Here is a 16,616-nt window from a genome sequence, read left to right as displayed (position 1 = left end):
TGGGGCGACTACGGTGTGCTCGCCCCGCAACCGGGGGCCCAAAACAAGAAACATTAGGAGATACCCCCATGCGCTCCATCCGTATCCTGAGTCTCGCCCTGCTGACCTCCGCCGCCTTCGCGCCGGCCGCTTTCGCCCAGGACAGCAGCACCACCGATACCGCTTCGGGCAAGCATTTTGCCGTTGTTGGCGGCATCTCGCTGCTGGAGCCGAAGAACGACCCGATCACCGGCGTGAAGAAGACCGACGGTGGCCCGGCGCCGACCGTCAGCTTCAGCTACTACATCAACGACAACTGGGCCGTTGAGCTGTGGGGCGCTGCCGACAAGTTCGACAACAAGTTCAAGGGCCCGAACAACGCCCGCCTGGGTTCGGTCGAGCAGCAGCCGGTCGCGCTGAGCGGCCAGTACCACTTCGGCCAGGCTGACAACGTGTTCCGCCCGTTCGTGGGCGTGGGCTACTACCAGTCGAGCTTCAGCAACGAGAAGCTGGGCAACGGCGCTGACACCGACATCCGCTTCAAGGATGCCAAGGGCGTGATCGGCACCGTCGGCGTCGACATGAACATCAACTCCACCTGGTTCGCCCGTGCTGACGCCCGCTACATGCGCGCCCGCCCGGACATCAAGGTCGGCGGCGAGAAGATCGGCGAAGCCAAGATGGATCCGTGGACCGTCGGCTTCGGCATCGGCGCCCGCTTCTGATCCAGGCAGCACCTGCTTCACTGATGCAACGCGACGGGCCCTTCGGGGCCCGTCGTCGTTTCCGTCACCCGCGTTCCGCGTGTAGAGCCGAGCCCATGCTCGGCTGCTTTTTTGTAGAGTCGAGCCAAGCCCCCTATCCCGAGTCGAGCGGCGGGCTCCGCGCGCATTGCGATGCGTTACGTTCAATGGCGCCCACGGTCAATGGTGGCGCGGCTCGGCTCTACAGACACAGGACGCGGAGACACGATGGACGACGTCGACCTGCTGGTGATCGGTGGCGGCATCAATGGCGCCGGCATCGCCCGTGACGCCAGCGGTCGCGGCTTGCGCGTGCTGCTGTGCGAACAGCATGACCTGGCCGCGCACACCTCCAGCGCCAGCAGCAAGCTGATCCACGGCGGCCTGCGCTACCTGGAGCAGGGCGAGTTCGGGCTGGTGCGCAAGGCGCTGGGCGAACGCGAGGTGGTGCGCCGGCAGGCGCCCCATCTGGTCCATCCGCTGCGCTTCGTCCTGCCGTGGGAACCGCACCTGCGCCCGCGCTGGATGCTGCGCGCGGGGCTGTGGCTGTACGACCATCTGGGCCGGCGCAGCCCCGCCTTCCCCGCGTCACGCGCACTGGAACTGCAACACGATCCGCTCGGCCAGTGGCTCTCCCCGGCGCTGCGGCAAGCCTTCAGCTACGCCGATGCGCAGGTCGATGACGCGCGGCTGGTACTGCTCAACGCCCTGGATGCCGCGCAGCGGGGCGCACAGGTGCAGGTGCGCAGCCGCTGCATCGACCTGCACCCCGTGCAGGGCCGGTGGCGGGCTGTTCTGGAATCCGCCGATGGCCAGCGGCACCCCGTGAATGCCCGCGCCGTGGTCAATGCGGCGGGCCCGTGGGCCGGGGGCCTGCTGGAACGGATGCAGGCGCGCAGCGGCGGCCCTGCGCTGCGCCTGGTGCAGGGCAGCCACATCGTGCTGCGCAGGCCGTGGCCCGATGACAGCGCCTGCCTGCTGCAGCAGCCCGACGGGCGGGTGGTGTTCCTGCTGCCTTTCGCCCACGACCACCTGCTGGTGGGCACCACCGATACCGACTATCGCGGTGACCCGGCGCGCTGCAGCGTGCTGCCTTCCGAGGTGACCTACCTGTGCGAAGCGGCCAATCGCTACCTGCGTGACCCCATCGCCCCGGACGAGGTGGTCTGGGCGTTCGCCGGTGTCCGTCCATTGCTGGCCGACCCGGATCCGCGCGCAGCGCAGCTGAGCCGCGACTACCGCCTGCAGGTGCAGGTGGACCCGGCACCGGCGCTGCATGTACTGGGCGGCAAGCTGACCACCTACCGGGTGCTGGCCGAGGAGGCACTGGACCTGCTGCGCCCTGCCCTGCCACAGATGGGACCGGCCTGGACGGCGCGCGGAGACCCGTTGCCGGGCAGCGACTGGGGCGACGCCGCACAGGCGTGCTCGCGCCTGCTGGCGCTGGCACCGTGGTTGCCCGCAGGTATCGCGCGACGCTGGGCCGGGGCCTATGGCAGTCGCAGCGCGGAACTGCTGCAGGGTGTATACGGCCTGCACGATCTGGGCGAGGACTTCGGCGGTGGCCTGCATGCACGCGAAGTGGACTTCCTGCGCGAACGCGAGTGGGCGTGTGACACCGACGATATCCTGTGGCGCCGGAGCAAGCTGGGGTTGCGCCTGGATGCTGCGCAGGTGGCACGGCTGCAGGCGTGGATGGAGGGTCGGATCCCTTTTCCACGGAAAGGGCTCTGACCCCCGTGTTGCCACGTGTGCCAACCCAGGTTGGCAGCTACCAGGGCAGCCGCGCGCGACGCGATCGATGCATTAGGATTTCCCCATCGCCATTGGAGACGCTGCATGACGCCCCGCTACGTGCTGGCCATCGACCAGGGCACCACCAGTTCGCGCGCGATCCTGTTCGACCGCGCCGGCGACATCGTCGGCAGCGCGCAGCGCGAGTTCGCGCAGATCTTCCCGCAGCCCGGCTGGGTCGAGCATGACCCCCGCGAGATCCTTACCAGCGTCTATGCCACATTGACCGAACTGCTCAGCCGCGGGCAGATCGACCCACGCCATATCGCCGCGCTGGGCATCACCAACCAGCGCGAAACCACCGTGGTCTGGGACCGTGCCACCGGCCAGCCGATCCACAACGCCATCGTCTGGCAATCGCGGCAGAGCCACGCCATCTGCGAGCGGCTGAAGTCCGACGGGCATGAAGCACTGATCCGCGAGCGGACCGGGCTGCTGATCGACGCCTATTTCTCCGCGACCAAGGTGCGCTGGATCCTCGACCACGTGGATGGTGCGCAGCAGCGCGCCGAACGTGGTGAGCTGCTGTTCGGCACCATCGACAGCTGGCTGGTGTGGAACCTCAGCGGTGGCCAGGCACATGTGACTGACTACAGCAATGCGGCGCGCACGCTGCTGTTCAACATCCACACGCTGGACTGGGATGACGACCTGCTGGCCCTGCTCGGCATTCCGCGCGCGATGCTGCCGCAGGTGCGCGACTCCAGCGCGGTGTACGCACACACCCGGCCGCAGTTCTTCTTCGACCACCCGATCCCCATCGCCGGCATCGCCGGTGACCAGCAGGCGGCGCTGTTCGGCCAGGCTTGTTTCCAGCCGGGCATGGTCAAGAACACCTATGGCACCGGTTGCTTCATGTTGATGCACACCGGCGCGCAGGCGGTGCGGTCGCGCAACGGCCTGCTGACCACCATTGCCTGGGGCCTGGACGGGCGCGTGGAGTACGCGCTGGAGGGTTCGATCTTCATCGCCGGCTCGGTGGTGCAGTGGCTGCGCGATGGACTACGCATGATCGAACGCGCCAGCGACAGCCAGGCGCTGGCTGCGCAGGTGCCCGACAGTGGCGGCGCCTACCTGGTGCCGGCGTTCGTCGGCCTCGGCGCGCCCTATTGGCGCAGTGATGTGCGCGGTGCGATGTTCGGCCTGACCCGCGGCACCCGCAAGGCGCACTTCGTGCGCGCCGCGCTGGAAGCGATGGCCTACCAGACCCGCGATGTACTCGATGCGATGCAGTCCGATGCGGGTATCGCGCTGACCGAGCTGCGCGCTGATGGCGGTGCGATCGGCAACGACTTCCTGGCCGGTTTCCAGGCCGACATTCTCGGTGTGCCGCTGCTGCGGCCGCGACTGACCGAGACCACCGCGCTGGGTGCGGCCTATCTGGCCGGCCTGGCAGTGGGGTTCTGGAACAGCCGCGAACAGATCGCCGCGCAATGGGGCCTGGACCGGCGCTTCGAGCCACGGATGGAGGTGGCCCGGCGCGAGAAACTGTATGCGGGATGGCAGCAGGCGGTGGCCGCGACCCTCGCCTTCCACGTCGATTGAGGGGTAGTGCCGGCCGCTGGCCGGCACCCCATGATCTTTCGCGGCGTTTGCAGATTGCCGGCCAGCGGCCGGCACTACCGCATGGCCACAACGCCCGTAGCGCCGGTCAGAACGCCGGCAGCACCGCGCCCTTGTACTTGGTCTCGATGAACGCCTTCACCTGCGGGCTGGTTAGGGCCTTGGCCAGCTTCTGCACACGGGCGTCGTCCTTGTTGTCCGGGCGCGCGACCAGGAAATTCACGTACGGCGAGTCCTTGCTCTCGATCGCCAGCGCATCCTGGGTCGGGTTGAGGCCTGCGTCCAGCGCGTAGTTGGTATTGATCAGGGCCAGGTCGACCTGGTCCAGCACGCGCGGCAGCATCGCCGAGTCCAGCTCGCGGAACTTCAGGTTCTTCGGATTGGCGATGATGTCGCGCTGGGTCGACAGTGCGTTGGTCGGGTCCTTCAGCTCGATCACGCCGGCCTTGTGCAGCAGGATCAGCGCGCGGCTGTTGTTACTGGGGTCGTTCGGGATCACCACGTCGGCGCCTTCGCGCAGCTCGGCCAGCGACTTGACCTTGCGCGAGTACGCACCGAACGGCTCGATGTGCACGCCGATCACCTTCACCAGGTCGGTCTTGCGGTCGCGGTTGTAGGCATCCAGGTAGGGCTCGGTCTGGAAGTAGTTCGCATCCACCTGCTTCTGCACCAGCTGATCGTTGGGCTGCACGTAGTCATTGAACACCCGCACGTCCAGGTCCACGCCTTCCTGCTTGAGGATTGGCTTGACCACCTCGAGGATCTCGGCATGCGGCACGGCCGTGGCGGCCACCACCAGCTTCTGCGAGGGCTCGCCGGACTTGCCGCAGGCGGTCAGGGCCAGCGCAGCGGCGAGCAGGGGCAGCAACAGGGTCTTTTTCATGGGGGATTGAATTCTCGGGGGAGTGTCAGGAGTTTTCGTAGTTGCTCAGGGCCAGCTCAAGCAACGCCTTGGCCTGCTCGCGCAGCATCATGGGCTCGACGATCTCGGCATCCGAGCCGTAATGCAGCACATCCATCAGCAGCTCGCGCGAGACGCTGTACGGCACCTTCAGCTCATAGCGGCCGTCGGCCAGGAAGCGGCCCTGCTGCTTGGAATGCCAGTGCTCGTCGGCCACCCAGCGCGCGGCCTTGGCGCTGAACAGGATGGTCGCCCAGCCCTTCGGCGCGCCAGAGAAGATGCCGTAGCTGGCGCCGAGCTGCTCGTCCAGCTCGCTGTCGGCGACGTCGCGCGCGGTGCTGTCGACCACCCGCGCCTTGTGGATGCGGTCGACCGCGAAACTGCGCAGGGCGTCGCGGTCATGGTCCCAGGCATCCAGGTACCAGTTGTCGCGATAGTGGGTCAGGCGCTGCGGCGAGACGGTGCGCTTGGTCGGCTCGTCGGTGGAACGGGCACGGTACTCGAACGCCAGCTGGCGGCGCTCCAGCACGGCCGATGCGACGCTGCGGAAGCTGCCTTCGTCAAACTTGCGGCCACGGTGCGGAATCACCCGCACGCGGTCGACCGGCCAGCTGGACACGCCGGCCTGGGCCGCCAGCAGGCTCTCGATGCGTTGCTGCAGCGGTGCCAGCACCGACGACAGCACACCACCGCCGGTCCGCGCCAGCAGGTGCTGCGAGGCCAGCAGGGCATGCAGCTCCTCCGAGCTGAGCCACAGGCCGGGCAGCTCGAAACGGTCGCTCTCGTCAGCCTGGTAGCGGAAGCCCGCCTCGCCGTCGCCCTCGATCGGTGCCATCAGCGCATCGCGCAGGAAGGCCAGGTCGCGGTAGACGGTGGCGCGGGAACAACCGAGCTTGTCCTGCAGGGTCGCCACCGTCACCGGATAGCGCGCGGACTTGAGCAGACGATGCAGGGCGGTGATGCGTTCGTATCGGTCCATACCCCCGATTATGTCCGAGTCGCGGGTCTTGTGTGGGACGTTTGGGCTATCGTGGTCGCCCCCACCCCCATGGAATGCCCGATGCGCCGGTTGCCTGCCCTGTCCCTGCTGGCCTGCCTGCTGCTGGCCGCCTGTGATCGCGCGCCGGCGCCGACCGGCGCCGAGCCCCCGGTACCCGTCGCCGATCCGACGCAGGCGGTGCTGGGCGCCAGCCAGCGTTTCGCGGCCCTGCGCAGCTTCCACGCCGAACTGGAGGTGCTGGGCGCACCACAGCCGGTGCGCAGCGCCATGGACTTCGTCGCGCCTGATCGTTTCCGGGTGGAGACGCCGGCGGGGCCGCAGACCATCATCGGCGACACCATGTTCCTGCAGGCCGACGGCGCGATCCGCCAGGTGCCGACCCCGCCCGGCCTGCTCGAGCAATGGCGCAACCCGCTGCCCGCCGATGCCCTGCCCGCCGAACTGAAGGCCGAAGACCTCGGCAGCCAGTCGCTGGACGGGGTGCAGACCCGGCATTACCGGCTGCGCGGCACCCAGTCCGGGGAACGCCTGGAATACTGGGTGGATGCCCAGGGCCTGCCACGCCAGATCGTGCGCAGCGGCAGCAGCAATGGCCGCAGCTTCCAGCTGCGCCTGCGCTATTCGCGCTTCAACGACCCTGAGGTGCGCGTCGATCTGCCCTGAATAGGCGACCGCGCCAACGTTCGCTGAAGCGCGCATTGGATCGATTCGGACCGCCATCACGCTTCCAGTATCATCACCGGCTGTCAACCGTTCCGGAGAAGCCTCGATGTCCCTGCGCGTGTCCCTGCTGATCCCCCTGCTGCTGTGTGCGCCGCTCGCATACGCGCAGGATGCCTCCGAGCTGGCGGCGATGTCCTCGCCGTGGAGCGGCAGTGGTGGCGAGCTCGGGTTTGCCTCGGCACGCGGCAACAGCAGCACCGAGAGCTTCAACGGCCGCCTGCGCCTGCGCTACACCGACGGTGACTGGGTGCACAGCATGGACCTGTTCGGCCTGCGCTCCAGCTCCAAGGTGACCGAAACCAACGACGACGGCACCACCACCCGCCGCAACAACACCACCGCCAACCGCTACACCGGCAGTGCCGGCAGCGCGCTGCAGCTGGGCGAACACCGCCAGCTGACCGCGACGGTGCGTACGGAACGCGACGACTTCGCCACCTACGACCGCCAGAGCTCGTTCGGTCTGGGTTACGGCACCCGCCTGTGGAACACCGAGCGCTTCTCGTTCGACGCGCAGATCGGCCCCGGTGTGCGCCGCACCCACAGCACCGAGGACGACCGCACCCGCACCGGCCTGATCGGCCGTGGCCTGTTCGACATGAAGTATTCGCTGACTGACAACACCGACCTGGTCAACACGCTGCTGGTCGAATCCGGTTCGTACAACACCTTCGGCCAGAACGACTTCGGTGTCTCGGTGAGCATGAACGAGCACCTGGCACTGAAGGCCGGCTGGCAGGCGCGCTACAACAGTGACGTGGCCGAGGACAAGCGCAAGACCGATACGCTGACCACGATGAACGTGGTCTACAAGTTCAAGTAAGCAGAACGGGCGCCCAGGGCGCCCGTTCTTCTTCCGGTAGTGCCGGCCGCTGGCCGGCAACTGCATTCAACTGGGCACGCGGTTGCCGGCCAGCGGCCGGCACTACCGGCGGTAGCTCAGACGTTCAGCAGTTCGCCGGCACCGGCTTCCAGCAGCATCTTCGCCACGCGCTGGCCCAGCGCCTCCGGATCCCGGGCCGGGCCCACCGCCTCGGCGCGCACCGCACGACCATCGCTGGCACTGCCGACCAGGCCCTGCAGGTGCAGGTCGTCGCCCTGCCACTGCGCGATGGCCGCCACCGGCACGTGGCAGCTGCCATGCAACGCGCGGTTCATCGCCCGCTCGGCTTCCACGCAGGCGCGCGTAGCGGCGTCATCAAGCGTGGCGAACAGCGCCATCAGGCGCGTATTGCCACCGTCGCACTCCACCGCCACCGCGCCCTGCGCCGGTGCCGGCAGCCACTGCGGCGGCTGCAGGCGCGCGACGATGCGCCCGCCCAGGCCCAGGCGCTCCAGGCCGGCCACGGCCAGCACGATGGCGTCGTAACCACCATTGTCGAGCTTGGCCAGGCGGGTGTTGACGTTGCCGCGCAGGTCCAGCAATTCCAGATCCGGGCGCAGCGCGCGCAGCTGGGCCTGGCGGCGCAGCGATGAGGTGCCGACCCGCGCACCGATCGGCAGCGCGTCCAGCGAGGCGTACAGGTTGGAGACGAAACCATCGGCTGGATCGTGGCGGGTCAGCATCGCCGGCAGCGCGAAGGGTTCGTCCAGTTCCATCGGCACATCCTTCAGCGAGTGCACGGCGCAGTCGGCCTCACCGCGCAGCATGGCCAGCTCCAGCTCCTTCAGGAACAGGCCCTTGCCACCGATGGCGGCCAGCGAGCGGTCGAGCACCTCGTCACCGCGGGTGCTCATCGGCACCAGTTCCACATGCAGCCCGGGATGGGCCTGGCGCAGGCGGTTGGCGACGTGTTCGCTTTGCCAGAGGGCGAGCGGGCTCTTGCGGGTGGCGATGCGGACGGTTTCCATCCGGTCATTATCGCGCCTTCGGCGCGGATACGGCCAACGGCGGAGCCCCTCGTGGCTGGCGGCGGGGTCGTGAAAGCAACAGCCGCGCTTGGCCGGGGCGGTGGGGTCATGCGGGGACGCCGTGAACCCATCCCTGGGGGCTTGGCCGCGGCTTGCTCGTGTGCGCTGTCCCGCGCACACGGCAAGACCGGGGTTGGGCGTCCTGCCCAACCCGCCCGAGGCATGCCTCGGGCCCATGCCGCGGACACCCCCGCGAACCCACCCCGCCCGGCCTCTGACAGTTTCCGTGTGCGCCAGCCACGGAAGATCAAAAAAAAGAGTGCAGAAGCAAAGGCAACAGCCGACGGCTTCCGGGGTCAGATCCCTTTTCCGCAGGAAAAGGGATCTGACCCCTCTTCCCCCACCGGATAACAACAATGCCTTTGCCGTCCGACGCGGGAAAAACGAGAGGGTTGGGCCGGGGTGGGGTGGCGGGACCGTTGGCGCCATGGATGGCGCCATCGAGCCCCCAGGGATGGGTCTACGGCGTGTCCCGCCACCCCACCCCGGCCCGACCCAGCACGTAAGAACAACGAGCCGGCCAACCTGCTGTTGATCTTGATGTTGATGTTGATCTGTAAGCAGTCGCGGCCGCAGGCCGCGCGGGACCACTCACAGATGCCGCAGTTCCTGCTTCAGCGTCGCCACACAGCGGCGGCTGACTTCCAGCGGCTGCCTGCCATGCCGCAGCACTGCCTGCACCTGCCCGCCGGAGCCGCGGCGCAGCTCCACCAGCTCGTGCCGCGCCACCAGGCAGTTGCGATGGATGCGGATGAAGCGGCTGGCGAACTCTTCCTCCAGCGACTTCAGCGATTCCTCGATCAGGTCCTCGCCGCGCGCGTGGTGCACCACCACGTACTTCTCTTCGGCCTGCAGGTAGTGGATGTCGTCCAGCGGAATCAGCCGCAGGCTGCCGCGCAGGCGTGCGCACAGTACGCTGCGTGCCTGCTGCCCGCTGTGCGCCTGCGGCTGGCCATCGCGACCGGCCAGGAACGTGCGTGCCCGTGCAATCGCCGCTGCCAGGCGTTCGGCGCGCACCGGCTTCATCAGGTAATCGATGGCTGCCGCTTCGAAGGCCGACAGCGCATGCGCATCGTAGGCAGTGCAGAACACCACCGCCGGCCGCGGTTCGAAGCTGGCCAGGTGGCGGGCTGCTTCCAGGCCGTCCAGCCCAGGCATTGCGATGTCCAGCAGGACCAGGTCCGGCTGCAGCTCCGCGCACGCGTGCAGGGCCTGCTCGCCGTTGCCGGCCTCGGCCACCACGTCCACGCCGTCCTGCGCGGCCAACAGGCTGCGCAGGCGCTCACGCGCCAGTGGTTCGTCATCAGCGATGACTACCCTCACGATCGTCCCCTCACTGGATCGGCACTGTCACCTGGCAGGCATAGTAGCCCTCGCTCCAGCCAGCCGTCATCCGCGCGGCACTGCCAAAGCGCCAGGCCAGCCGATGGCCGATGCTGTGCTGGGCATGGCCAGCCCCCCGCGCCAGGGCCAGCCCGGGCGCCTGCGGATCAGGCGCGGGATTGCGCACGCGGATCTGCAGATCGTTGCCCTCGCGCAGCAGCTGCAGCTCGATGGTGCCGCCCTCGGGCAGGCGCGAAATGCCATGCAGCACGGCGTTTTCCACCAGCGGCTGCAGTACCAGCCTTGGCAATGGCAGGTCCCACGGCAGCGGCTCGTCACGCTGCCAGCGCACCTGCAGGCGTTCGCCCAGGCGCAGCGATTCGATCGACAGGTAGCGCTCGGCCAGTTCGCATTCGTCGCGCAGGGTGGAATCGCCCTCGCCTGCACCGAGCGCAGCACGGAACAGATCGGACAGGTCGAGCACGGCACGCTCGGCCACCGCCGGGTCCCGATGCAGCAGGCTGGCGATGAGGTTCATGCTGTTGAACAGGAAATGCGGGCGGATGCGCGCCTGCAGCGCATCGGCCTGGGCGCGTGCATTGGCCTGCACCTGCGCGGCCCAGCGGTCGCTGACATAGAAGTAGCGCAGCGCCAGCGCGGTGATCAGCGCGGTGGTGGCGGCGCTGCCGAGGGTGAAGCGCCAGAAGCTGATGCCGTTGGCGAAGCTGTCACCCAGCACCGCGTACAGCGCGTGCACGATGCCGGCGCAGACGACCGCGATCAGGGCCGCCAGTGCGATGGCAGCGACCGCCCCCATCACCTGCGGCAGCCTGGACAGCGCCTGCCGCAGCAGGCACAGGCTGGCGGTCACGGCCAGCGCCAGCCACAAGGCGAAGCCGCTGGCTGACAGCAGCTCGCCAACGGTCCAGTGGCGGCTGCCATCCGGGGCCAGGGCCAGCACCACCACCACCAGCTCGGCCAGGCCCAGCATCGCCGCCAGCCGCGGCAGGCGGCACAGTTCCGGCATCCACGGCGATGGGCTGGCCAGGGGCATGGCTCAGGCCGCGCCCAGCCGTTCCTGCAGCCAGTCACCCAGTGCCTGGATTTCCTCGGCACAGACCTGGTGGGCCATCGGGTAGCTGTGCCACGCCACGTCCAGGCCCAGCGTACGCAGCGCCTGTGCGCTGTGGGCCGCCACGGCCTGCGGGATCACCGGGTCGCCACTGCCATGGGCCATGAACACCGGCACCTGCACCGCGCCTTCAACGCGCGTGGCACTGTCGGCTTCGGGCAGATAGGTGGACAGGGCGATCAGGCCGGCCAGCGGCGCGGTACGCGACAGCGCAGCAGTCAGGATGATCGCACCACCCTGCGAGAAGCCGGCCAGGAAGATCTTCTCCGCCGCGACGCCACGCTCGATCTCGCGCGCGATCAGCGCGTCCAGCTGCACCACCGATTCCTGCACGCCGGCCATGTCGGCACGCGACCGGAAGTCCATGCCGACGATGTCGTACCAGCCGCGCATGGGCACGCCGTTGTTGATCGTGATCGGCCGCACCGGTGCGTGCGGGAACACGAAGCGCAGCGCCGGCCAGTGCGGCCGCACCAGCTCCGGCACGATCGGCGCGAAATCATGGCCATCGGCGCCGAGGCCGTGCAGCCAGATCACCGACCACTGCGGCGAGGCGCCGGTTTCCTGTTCCACCGTTTGCAGCATGATGCGGCTCCTTCAAGTTCGAGCCGCATTATGCCGCTGGCGTGGGGCAATCAGTACAGCGGCGGTTGCTCGGCCGCTTCGCGCCGCAGCTGCGCGGCGCGGACCAGTACCGGTGGCGGGATGTTCTCTTCGGGAATGTCCAGCAGGCCCAGGCGATGCAGGAAGGCGCCCGGACCACGCGAGGAGGTCAGCGCCACCACCGGAATGGCCAATACCATGCCGATCACCACCGGCGCCATCCACGCCGCCAGCGACGGCGACACGGCCCAGGCCAGCACGCCCATGAAGGCGCCGAACACACCCAGGCCACCGTAGCCGCGGATCAGTGCCAGCCACGAGATGCCGCCGTCGTCACGCTGCTGCGCATCCCAGCCGGAATCGCGGCCGGACAACACTTCGGCCACGCCCCGCGACTGCACGTACATCACCACCGGCGCCATCAGTGCGGCCAGCACGGTTTCCACCAGCATCGACACGAAGGCACGGATCGCACCGCCGCAGCCGCGGCGGTCGACCGGGTCCAGCAGCATCGCCAGGTAACCGAGCACCTTGGGCAGCAGCAGTACCGCCATGGTGGCGGCGAACAGGCGCACCACCTGCTCTTCGTCCTGTGCGCGCCAGTACACGCTGGGCGACAGGTGCAGCAGGGCATTGAAGTCGATGCCCTCCTGGAACAGCGGGATGGCGATGCCGATCAGCATCAGCATTGCCCACATCGGTGCGGTGAAATAGTGGCCGATGCCGATCAGCATGTGCGTGCGGCTGATCCAGTGCAGGCCGCGGCTGCCCACGACCTTGCCGTGCTGCAGGTTGCCCTGGCACCAGCGGCGGTCGCGTACCAGCAGATCGGTCAGCGTCGGCGGGCCCTCTTCATAGCTGCCACCGAGGTAGGGCACCATGTGCGCGGCCCAGCCGCCACGACGCATCAACGCTGCTTCGACGAAGTCATGGCTGAGCACGTGGCCGCCGAACGGCTTGCGCCCCGGCAGCGCCGGCAGGCCGGCGTGGTCGGCGAAGGCGCGGGTACGGATGATGGCGTTGTGGCCCCAGTAGTTGCTCTCGGCGCCATGCCACCAGGCCACGCCACGGGCGATCACCGGCCCGTACACGCGGCCACCGAACTGCTGCATGCGTGCGAACAGGGTGCGGCCGCCGATCACCGACGGCAGGGTCTGGATCAGGCCGACGTCGGCGTTGTGCTCCATGCCGGCCACCAGGCGCACGATGCTGTCGCCGGTCATCAGGCTGTCGGCGTCGAGGATCAGCATCTGCGGGTAGGCACCGCCGAAGCGACGGACCCAGTCGGCGATGTTGCCGGCCTTGCGCCCGCTGTTGTCACCACGGCGACGGTAGAACAGGCGGGTCTGGCCGTCCGGCACCCGCTCGCGCAGCTCGCCGAACACCCGCTCCTCGGCAGCGGCGATGTCCTCGCGACGGGTATCGCTGAGCACGAAGAAATCGAATCGGCCGAGCTGGCCGGTGGCCGCCACCGACTCGTAGATCGCCTGCAGGCCCGCCAGCAGGCGGCGCGGGTCTTCGTTGTAGGTCGGCATCAGCAGCGCGGTGCGGCTGTGCACGGTCGGCAGCGGCTTGTCCGGGTCGATGCCGAGGCGATAGCCACGGTCGAACACGGCGGTCAGGAAGCCGGCCAGGGCGCTGGCGAAAGACAGCGCGATCCAGGCAAACAGGCCAACGAACAGCACCAGCAGGCAGGCTTCGAGCACGCTGATGCCATTGGCCGACAGCACCCGCCACATCATCCGCGTGGCCACGGCGGTCATGCCGAGCGTGCCACCGAAGATGTACAGCCGGCGCAGGCCGATCAGGCGCGGCGACGTGCGATGCCGCCGGACCTTCAGTGCACCTTCGCGCAGGGTCTGTTCGGGCATCTGCAACGGAGATTCAGCGGGCAGCAGCGCCCAGCCGGCGTCGAGCCGGGGCGTTTCTGCTTCCGCATGGATGGTCTGCACCCCCATCGCCGCCTACTCCGCGCCGTCGGCACGGCCGGCCATCCCGGCCGGGCTGCATGCACCAAGGTTCCCGGCGCGCTTTCCCGGCGCCCGCACTTGTCCAGACTGCGTCGGCTTCAGGCCGCACAGTCGATGTCTGTCACTACCGGAACCCACACGATCTCCAACGGGGCGGAATCGAAAATGCGGCCCAGTCTAGGGCGCTGGATGTAAGCCGGGTGCGAAGGCCTACGCCGGGATTTATCCCCATTCAGCAAATAGCAGGCGATCACGTCGGGGGATGGCCAGATGTCACTGCATCGCCCCGGGTACTGGATCGTATCAAACGCGAACGGTTATCATTTCATTAACCAGGCAGGTCACCGTCTTCCGCACGGCCGCGACCCACCCAGCTGCGCCGGTCCACACCGCGCGCACCGACGACCCACGGAAGGGTGGCTGCCTGCTGTCTGCCTGCGCCTGCTGCTTCCACCGGGTCACCCCACCTCCCATGGAAGCCGCCATGTCCCCATCGTCCCGTTCCCGTTCCGCGCGCCTGCCGCGCACCCGCCTGGCCCCTGCCCTGGCCTCCGCCTGCCTGCTGGCCCTGCCCGGCCTGGCCGCTGCAGAGGCCGGCGCCGATGCCTCCACCAAGGATCTGGATACCGTGGTGGTCACCGCCTCGGGCAGCCAGCAATGGATCAAGGATGCCCCGGCCAGCATCAGCGTGATCAGCCGTGAGGACATCGAGCGCCAGCCGGTTCCCGACCTGGCCACCCTGCTCAGCCGCGTGCCGGGCGTGACCGGCGGCCTCAGCGCCGTCGGCGAACAGTCCAAGATCAAGCTGCGCGGCATGCCGTCCAACTACACGCTGGTGCTGGTGGACGGCAAGCGCATGGGCAGCTCGGCCGCGACCAACTACCGCCCCGACCTCGGCCGCCAGGACCTGAACTGGATCTCGCCCGACCAGATCGAACGCATCGAAGTGGTGCGTGGGCCGATGTCCTCGCTGTACGGCTCCGACGCCATGGGCGGGGTGATCAACATCATCACCCGGCGCATCGGCGACGAATGGAACGGCAGCGCCACCCACAGCTACACCCGTCCCGGTGATGGCAAGCGCGGCGATACCCAGCAGATCGGCGCGACCTTCTCCGGCCCACTGGGCGAACGCTTCGGCCTGCGCATCGGTGCCAACAGCATGCGCCGTGATTCGGACCAGTCCAACCACGGTGTCTACGGCAATGCCTACGCCGGCGAGAAGGACCGCACTGTCGATGCGCTGCTGCAGTGGAAGCTGAGCGACGCACAGGAACTGTCGCTGGAAGCCGGCCATGGCGTGCAGCAGGCCTTCATCGATGCGTCGCTGGAAAAGCAGGACGAAGGCGCCTGGGGAGCCAGTGAGCTCAAGCGCAGCTCGCTGGCGCTCAACCACGATGGCACGTGGAGCTTCGGCACCTCCAGGCTCAGCGCGTACTGGACCGAATACAAGAACGACATCGGCGCCACCGGCCGCTCAGAGGCCACCGACACGATCATCGAAGGCAGCCTGACCACGCCGTTCACCCTGGGCGTTGAACACCAGTTTGCCGTGGGTGGGCAGTGGAAGCGCCAGGAACTGACCAACACCGATACCATCGGCCGCGCGCCGATCGACTACGCCGGCAACGCCGTCAGCGGCTCCAGCCTGGAAGTGGATACCTGGGCGCTGTTTGTCGAAGACGAACTGAAGCTGCACCGCACCCTGGCCCTGACCGTGGGCGCGCGCCTGGACCACCATGAGAAGTTCGGCGGCCACGTCAGCCCGCGTGCGTACGTGGTCTGGCATCCGGCCGAACAGTGGACCATCCGCGGTGGCGTCTCCAAGGGGTTCCGTGCGCCCAGCCTGACCGAGAATTCGGCCACCGCTGCCACCCAGTCCGGCGGCCGTGGCTGCACCTCGCTGATCCCGCTGGGTTATACCCGCGGCGGGTGCTACATGGCCGGCAACCCGGACCTGGATCCGGAAACCAGCACCAACCGCGAGATCGGCATCAGCTTCGACAATGACCTGATCGATGTTGGCGTGACCTACTTCCACACCGACTTCCGGAACAAGATCGAATACGCACCGCTGGGCCGCTTCAACGGCATCTGGTGGACGCGCATGAGCAACGTGCAGCGCGCGCGCACCAGCGGCATGGAAGGCAACTTCAACGTCCGCTTCGGCGAGCAGTGGCGCTGGCGCACCTCGGCAACCTGGATGAAGGAAGCCAGGAACCTGACCACCGGCCGCAACCTGATCGATACGCCGGAATTCTCCGGCTACTCGTCGCTGGACTGGTCGCCGAATACGGTGTTCTCCGGCAGCCTGTCGGCGCAGTACACCGGCAAGCAGACCGGCACCGCCACGACCTTCCTCAAGGCCTACACCCTGTATGACCTGACCGTCGCATGGAACGTCAACGAGGTGCTGACCCTGCGCGGTGGCGTCAGCAACCTGGCCGACAAGAAGCTGTATGCGGAAGGCTCCACCGACTACTTCGTCGCCGGGCGCAGCTACTTCCTCAGCATGACCGCGCGCTTCTGACCGGCGGCACGCGCCGTGATCGCGCTGGCGACATGCCAGCGCGATCGACGGTATTGCGGGTTACTCGCTTTCCAGCGCGGCCGGTGCCGCGTCCCGCGTGGCGGCCGTGCGCGCACGGTCCATCGCCACCGCCAGTTGCTGGCGTGCGAGCAGTTGTTGTGCCTGCACCACTTCAGGTGTCGGCAGGAGCACCGGTCCCGGTGCGTTTTCCGGTGTAGCAGGTGTGGTCATGCAACCTCCATGGACATCCCGCCGCCGCACGGGTCCAACCGGGGCGGCAGCGGAACTGCGCACCCTATCCTAAAAACAAGGCGGGCGGGTGACGGTGCGGCACCCGGCCGCAGCACGTGGAACACGGCACGCGTCACATTTTTGACGGCAGCCCTTGGATCCTGAATAGGACTTGCCTTATCATGAAAACGTTTTCTCACAGGGATGTTTCCC

The 16,616-nt window shown here is 68.0% G+C and carries 14 protein-coding genes; 6 read left to right on the top strand and 8 right to left on the bottom strand.

Annotated features, from left to right (window positions below; genetic code table 11):
• Window positions 1-68: 68 nt before the first annotated feature.
• The 3 genes from AC5P98_RS08335 to glpK all read left to right on the top strand — a co-directional run bounded on the left by AC5P98_RS08335 (window position 69) and on the right by glpK (window position 4,061).
• Window positions 69-704: an OmpW/AlkL family protein gene (locus AC5P98_RS08335; protein ID WP_014648503.1), complete on the top strand. Its 636-nt coding sequence runs from the start codon at window positions 69-71 to the stop codon at window positions 702-704.
• 246 nt (window positions 705-950) lie between these two features.
• The gene (glpD, locus tag AC5P98_RS08330) at window positions 951-2,456 is read left to right on the top strand and encodes a glycerol-3-phosphate dehydrogenase (RefSeq protein ID WP_049405909.1); all 1,506 of its coding nucleotides are present in this window, start codon (window positions 951-953) and stop codon (window positions 2,454-2,456) included.
• Between the two features lie 105 nt (window positions 2,457-2,561).
• On the top strand, window positions 2,562-4,061 hold the full coding sequence (glpK, locus tag AC5P98_RS08325; RefSeq protein ID WP_049405911.1) for a glycerol kinase GlpK: 1,500 nt from the start codon (window positions 2,562-2,564) through the stop codon (window positions 4,059-4,061).
• A gap of 106 nt (window positions 4,062-4,167) precedes the next feature.
• On the opposite strand, the gene AC5P98_RS08320 is transcribed toward glpK, so the two are convergent.
• The gene (locus AC5P98_RS08320) at window positions 4,168-4,962 is read right to left on the bottom strand and encodes a MetQ/NlpA family ABC transporter substrate-binding protein (protein ID WP_032961270.1); all 795 of its coding nucleotides are present in this window, start codon (window positions 4,960-4,962) and stop codon (window positions 4,168-4,170) included.
• Window positions 4,963-4,987: 25 nt separating this feature from the next.
• Entirely contained in the window at window positions 4,988-5,959 is a 972-nt protein-coding gene (locus AC5P98_RS08315) for a helix-turn-helix transcriptional regulator (protein ID WP_014648507.1), read from the bottom strand.
• Between the two features lie 81 nt (window positions 5,960-6,040).
• On the opposite strand from AC5P98_RS08315, the gene AC5P98_RS08310 reads away from it, so the two are divergent.
• Window positions 6,041-6,643: a LolA-like protein gene (locus AC5P98_RS08310; RefSeq protein ID WP_049405917.1), complete on the top strand. Its 603-nt coding sequence runs from the start codon at window positions 6,041-6,043 to the stop codon at window positions 6,641-6,643.
• A 106-nt stretch (window positions 6,644-6,749) separates the two neighbouring features.
• On the top strand, window positions 6,750-7,526 hold the full coding sequence (locus AC5P98_RS08305; RefSeq protein ID WP_032961276.1) for a DUF481 domain-containing protein: 777 nt from the start codon (window positions 6,750-6,752) through the stop codon (window positions 7,524-7,526).
• Window positions 7,527-7,642: 116 nt separating this feature from the next.
• On the opposite strand, the gene hemC is transcribed toward AC5P98_RS08305, so the two are convergent.
• The 5 genes from hemC to mdoH form a co-directional block, all read right to left on the bottom strand.
• Entirely contained in the window at window positions 7,643-8,554 is a 912-nt protein-coding gene (hemC, locus tag AC5P98_RS08300; RefSeq protein ID WP_014648510.1) for a hydroxymethylbilane synthase, read from the bottom strand.
• Between the two features lie 651 nt (window positions 8,555-9,205).
• Window positions 9,206-9,937 (bottom strand): LytR/AlgR family response regulator transcription factor, encoded by a 732-nt coding sequence (locus tag AC5P98_RS08295; protein ID WP_014648511.1) that lies wholly within the window; start codon window positions 9,935-9,937, stop codon window positions 9,206-9,208.
• A 10-nt stretch (window positions 9,938-9,947) separates the two neighbouring features.
• On the bottom strand, window positions 9,948-10,991 hold the full coding sequence (locus tag AC5P98_RS08290; RefSeq protein WP_414615637.1) for a sensor histidine kinase: 1,044 nt from the start codon (window positions 10,989-10,991) through the stop codon (window positions 9,948-9,950).
• A 3-nt stretch (window positions 10,992-10,994) separates the two neighbouring features.
• Complete coding sequence (locus AC5P98_RS08285) at window positions 10,995-11,654, bottom strand: alpha/beta hydrolase (RefSeq protein WP_014648513.1); 660 nt, start codon at window positions 11,652-11,654, stop codon at window positions 10,995-10,997.
• 50 nt (window positions 11,655-11,704) lie between these two features.
• On the bottom strand, window positions 11,705-13,630 hold the full coding sequence (mdoH, locus tag AC5P98_RS08280; protein WP_049404751.1) for a glucans biosynthesis glucosyltransferase MdoH: 1,926 nt from the start codon (window positions 13,628-13,630) through the stop codon (window positions 11,705-11,707).
• Between the two features lie 496 nt (window positions 13,631-14,126).
• Here mdoH and AC5P98_RS08275 point away from each other — a divergent pair, with 496 nt between their 5' ends.
• Entirely contained in the window at window positions 14,127-16,172 is a 2,046-nt protein-coding gene (locus AC5P98_RS08275) for a TonB-dependent receptor domain-containing protein (RefSeq protein WP_049404753.1), read from the top strand.
• 60 nt (window positions 16,173-16,232) lie between these two features.
• Here AC5P98_RS08275 and AC5P98_RS08270 read toward each other — a convergent pair whose 3' ends face one another.
• Complete coding sequence (locus AC5P98_RS08270) at window positions 16,233-16,403, bottom strand: hypothetical protein (RefSeq protein WP_005419553.1); 171 nt, start codon at window positions 16,401-16,403, stop codon at window positions 16,233-16,235.
• Window positions 16,404-16,616: the final 213 nt, after the last annotated feature.

This window comes from Stenotrophomonas sp. YJH_SMC_135, from assembly GCF_059372355.1.
Note: the sequence above shows the minus strand (reverse complement) of the source record. Positions and strands in the feature narration are given on the sequence as shown.

Coding starts and splice junctions, on each gene's coding strand:
- AC5P98_RS08335 (WP_014648503.1), top strand. CDS start 69: ATGCGCTCCATCCGTATCCTGAGTCTCGCCCTGCTGACCTCCGCCGCC.
- glpD (WP_049405909.1), top strand. CDS start 951: ATGGACGACGTCGACCTGCTGGTGATCGGTGGCGGCATCAATGGCGCC.
- glpK (WP_049405911.1), top strand. CDS start 2,562: ATGACGCCCCGCTACGTGCTGGCCATCGACCAGGGCACCACCAGTTCG.
- AC5P98_RS08320 (WP_032961270.1), bottom strand. CDS start 4,962: ATGAAAAAGACCCTGTTGCTGCCCCTGCTCGCCGCTGCGCTGGCCCTG.
- AC5P98_RS08315 (WP_014648507.1), bottom strand. CDS start 5,959: ATGGACCGATACGAACGCATCACCGCCCTGCATCGTCTGCTCAAGTCC.
- AC5P98_RS08310 (WP_049405917.1), top strand. CDS start 6,041: ATGCGCCGGTTGCCTGCCCTGTCCCTGCTGGCCTGCCTGCTGCTGGCC.
- AC5P98_RS08305 (WP_032961276.1), top strand. CDS start 6,750: ATGTCCCTGCGCGTGTCCCTGCTGATCCCCCTGCTGCTGTGTGCGCCG.
- hemC (WP_014648510.1), bottom strand. CDS start 8,554: ATGGAAACCGTCCGCATCGCCACCCGCAAGAGCCCGCTCGCCCTCTGG.
- AC5P98_RS08290 (WP_414615637.1), bottom strand. CDS start 10,991: ATGCCCCTGGCCAGCCCATCGCCGTGGATGCCGGAACTGTGCCGCCTG.
- AC5P98_RS08285 (WP_014648513.1), bottom strand. CDS start 11,654: ATGCTGCAAACGGTGGAACAGGAAACCGGCGCCTCGCCGCAGTGGTCG.
- mdoH (WP_049404751.1), bottom strand. CDS start 13,630: ATGGGGGTGCAGACCATCCATGCGGAAGCAGAAACGCCCCGGCTCGAC.
- AC5P98_RS08275 (WP_049404753.1), top strand. CDS start 14,127: ATGTCCCCATCGTCCCGTTCCCGTTCCGCGCGCCTGCCGCGCACCCGC.
- AC5P98_RS08270 (WP_005419553.1), bottom strand. CDS start 16,403: ATGACCACACCTGCTACACCGGAAAACGCACCGGGACCGGTGCTCCTG.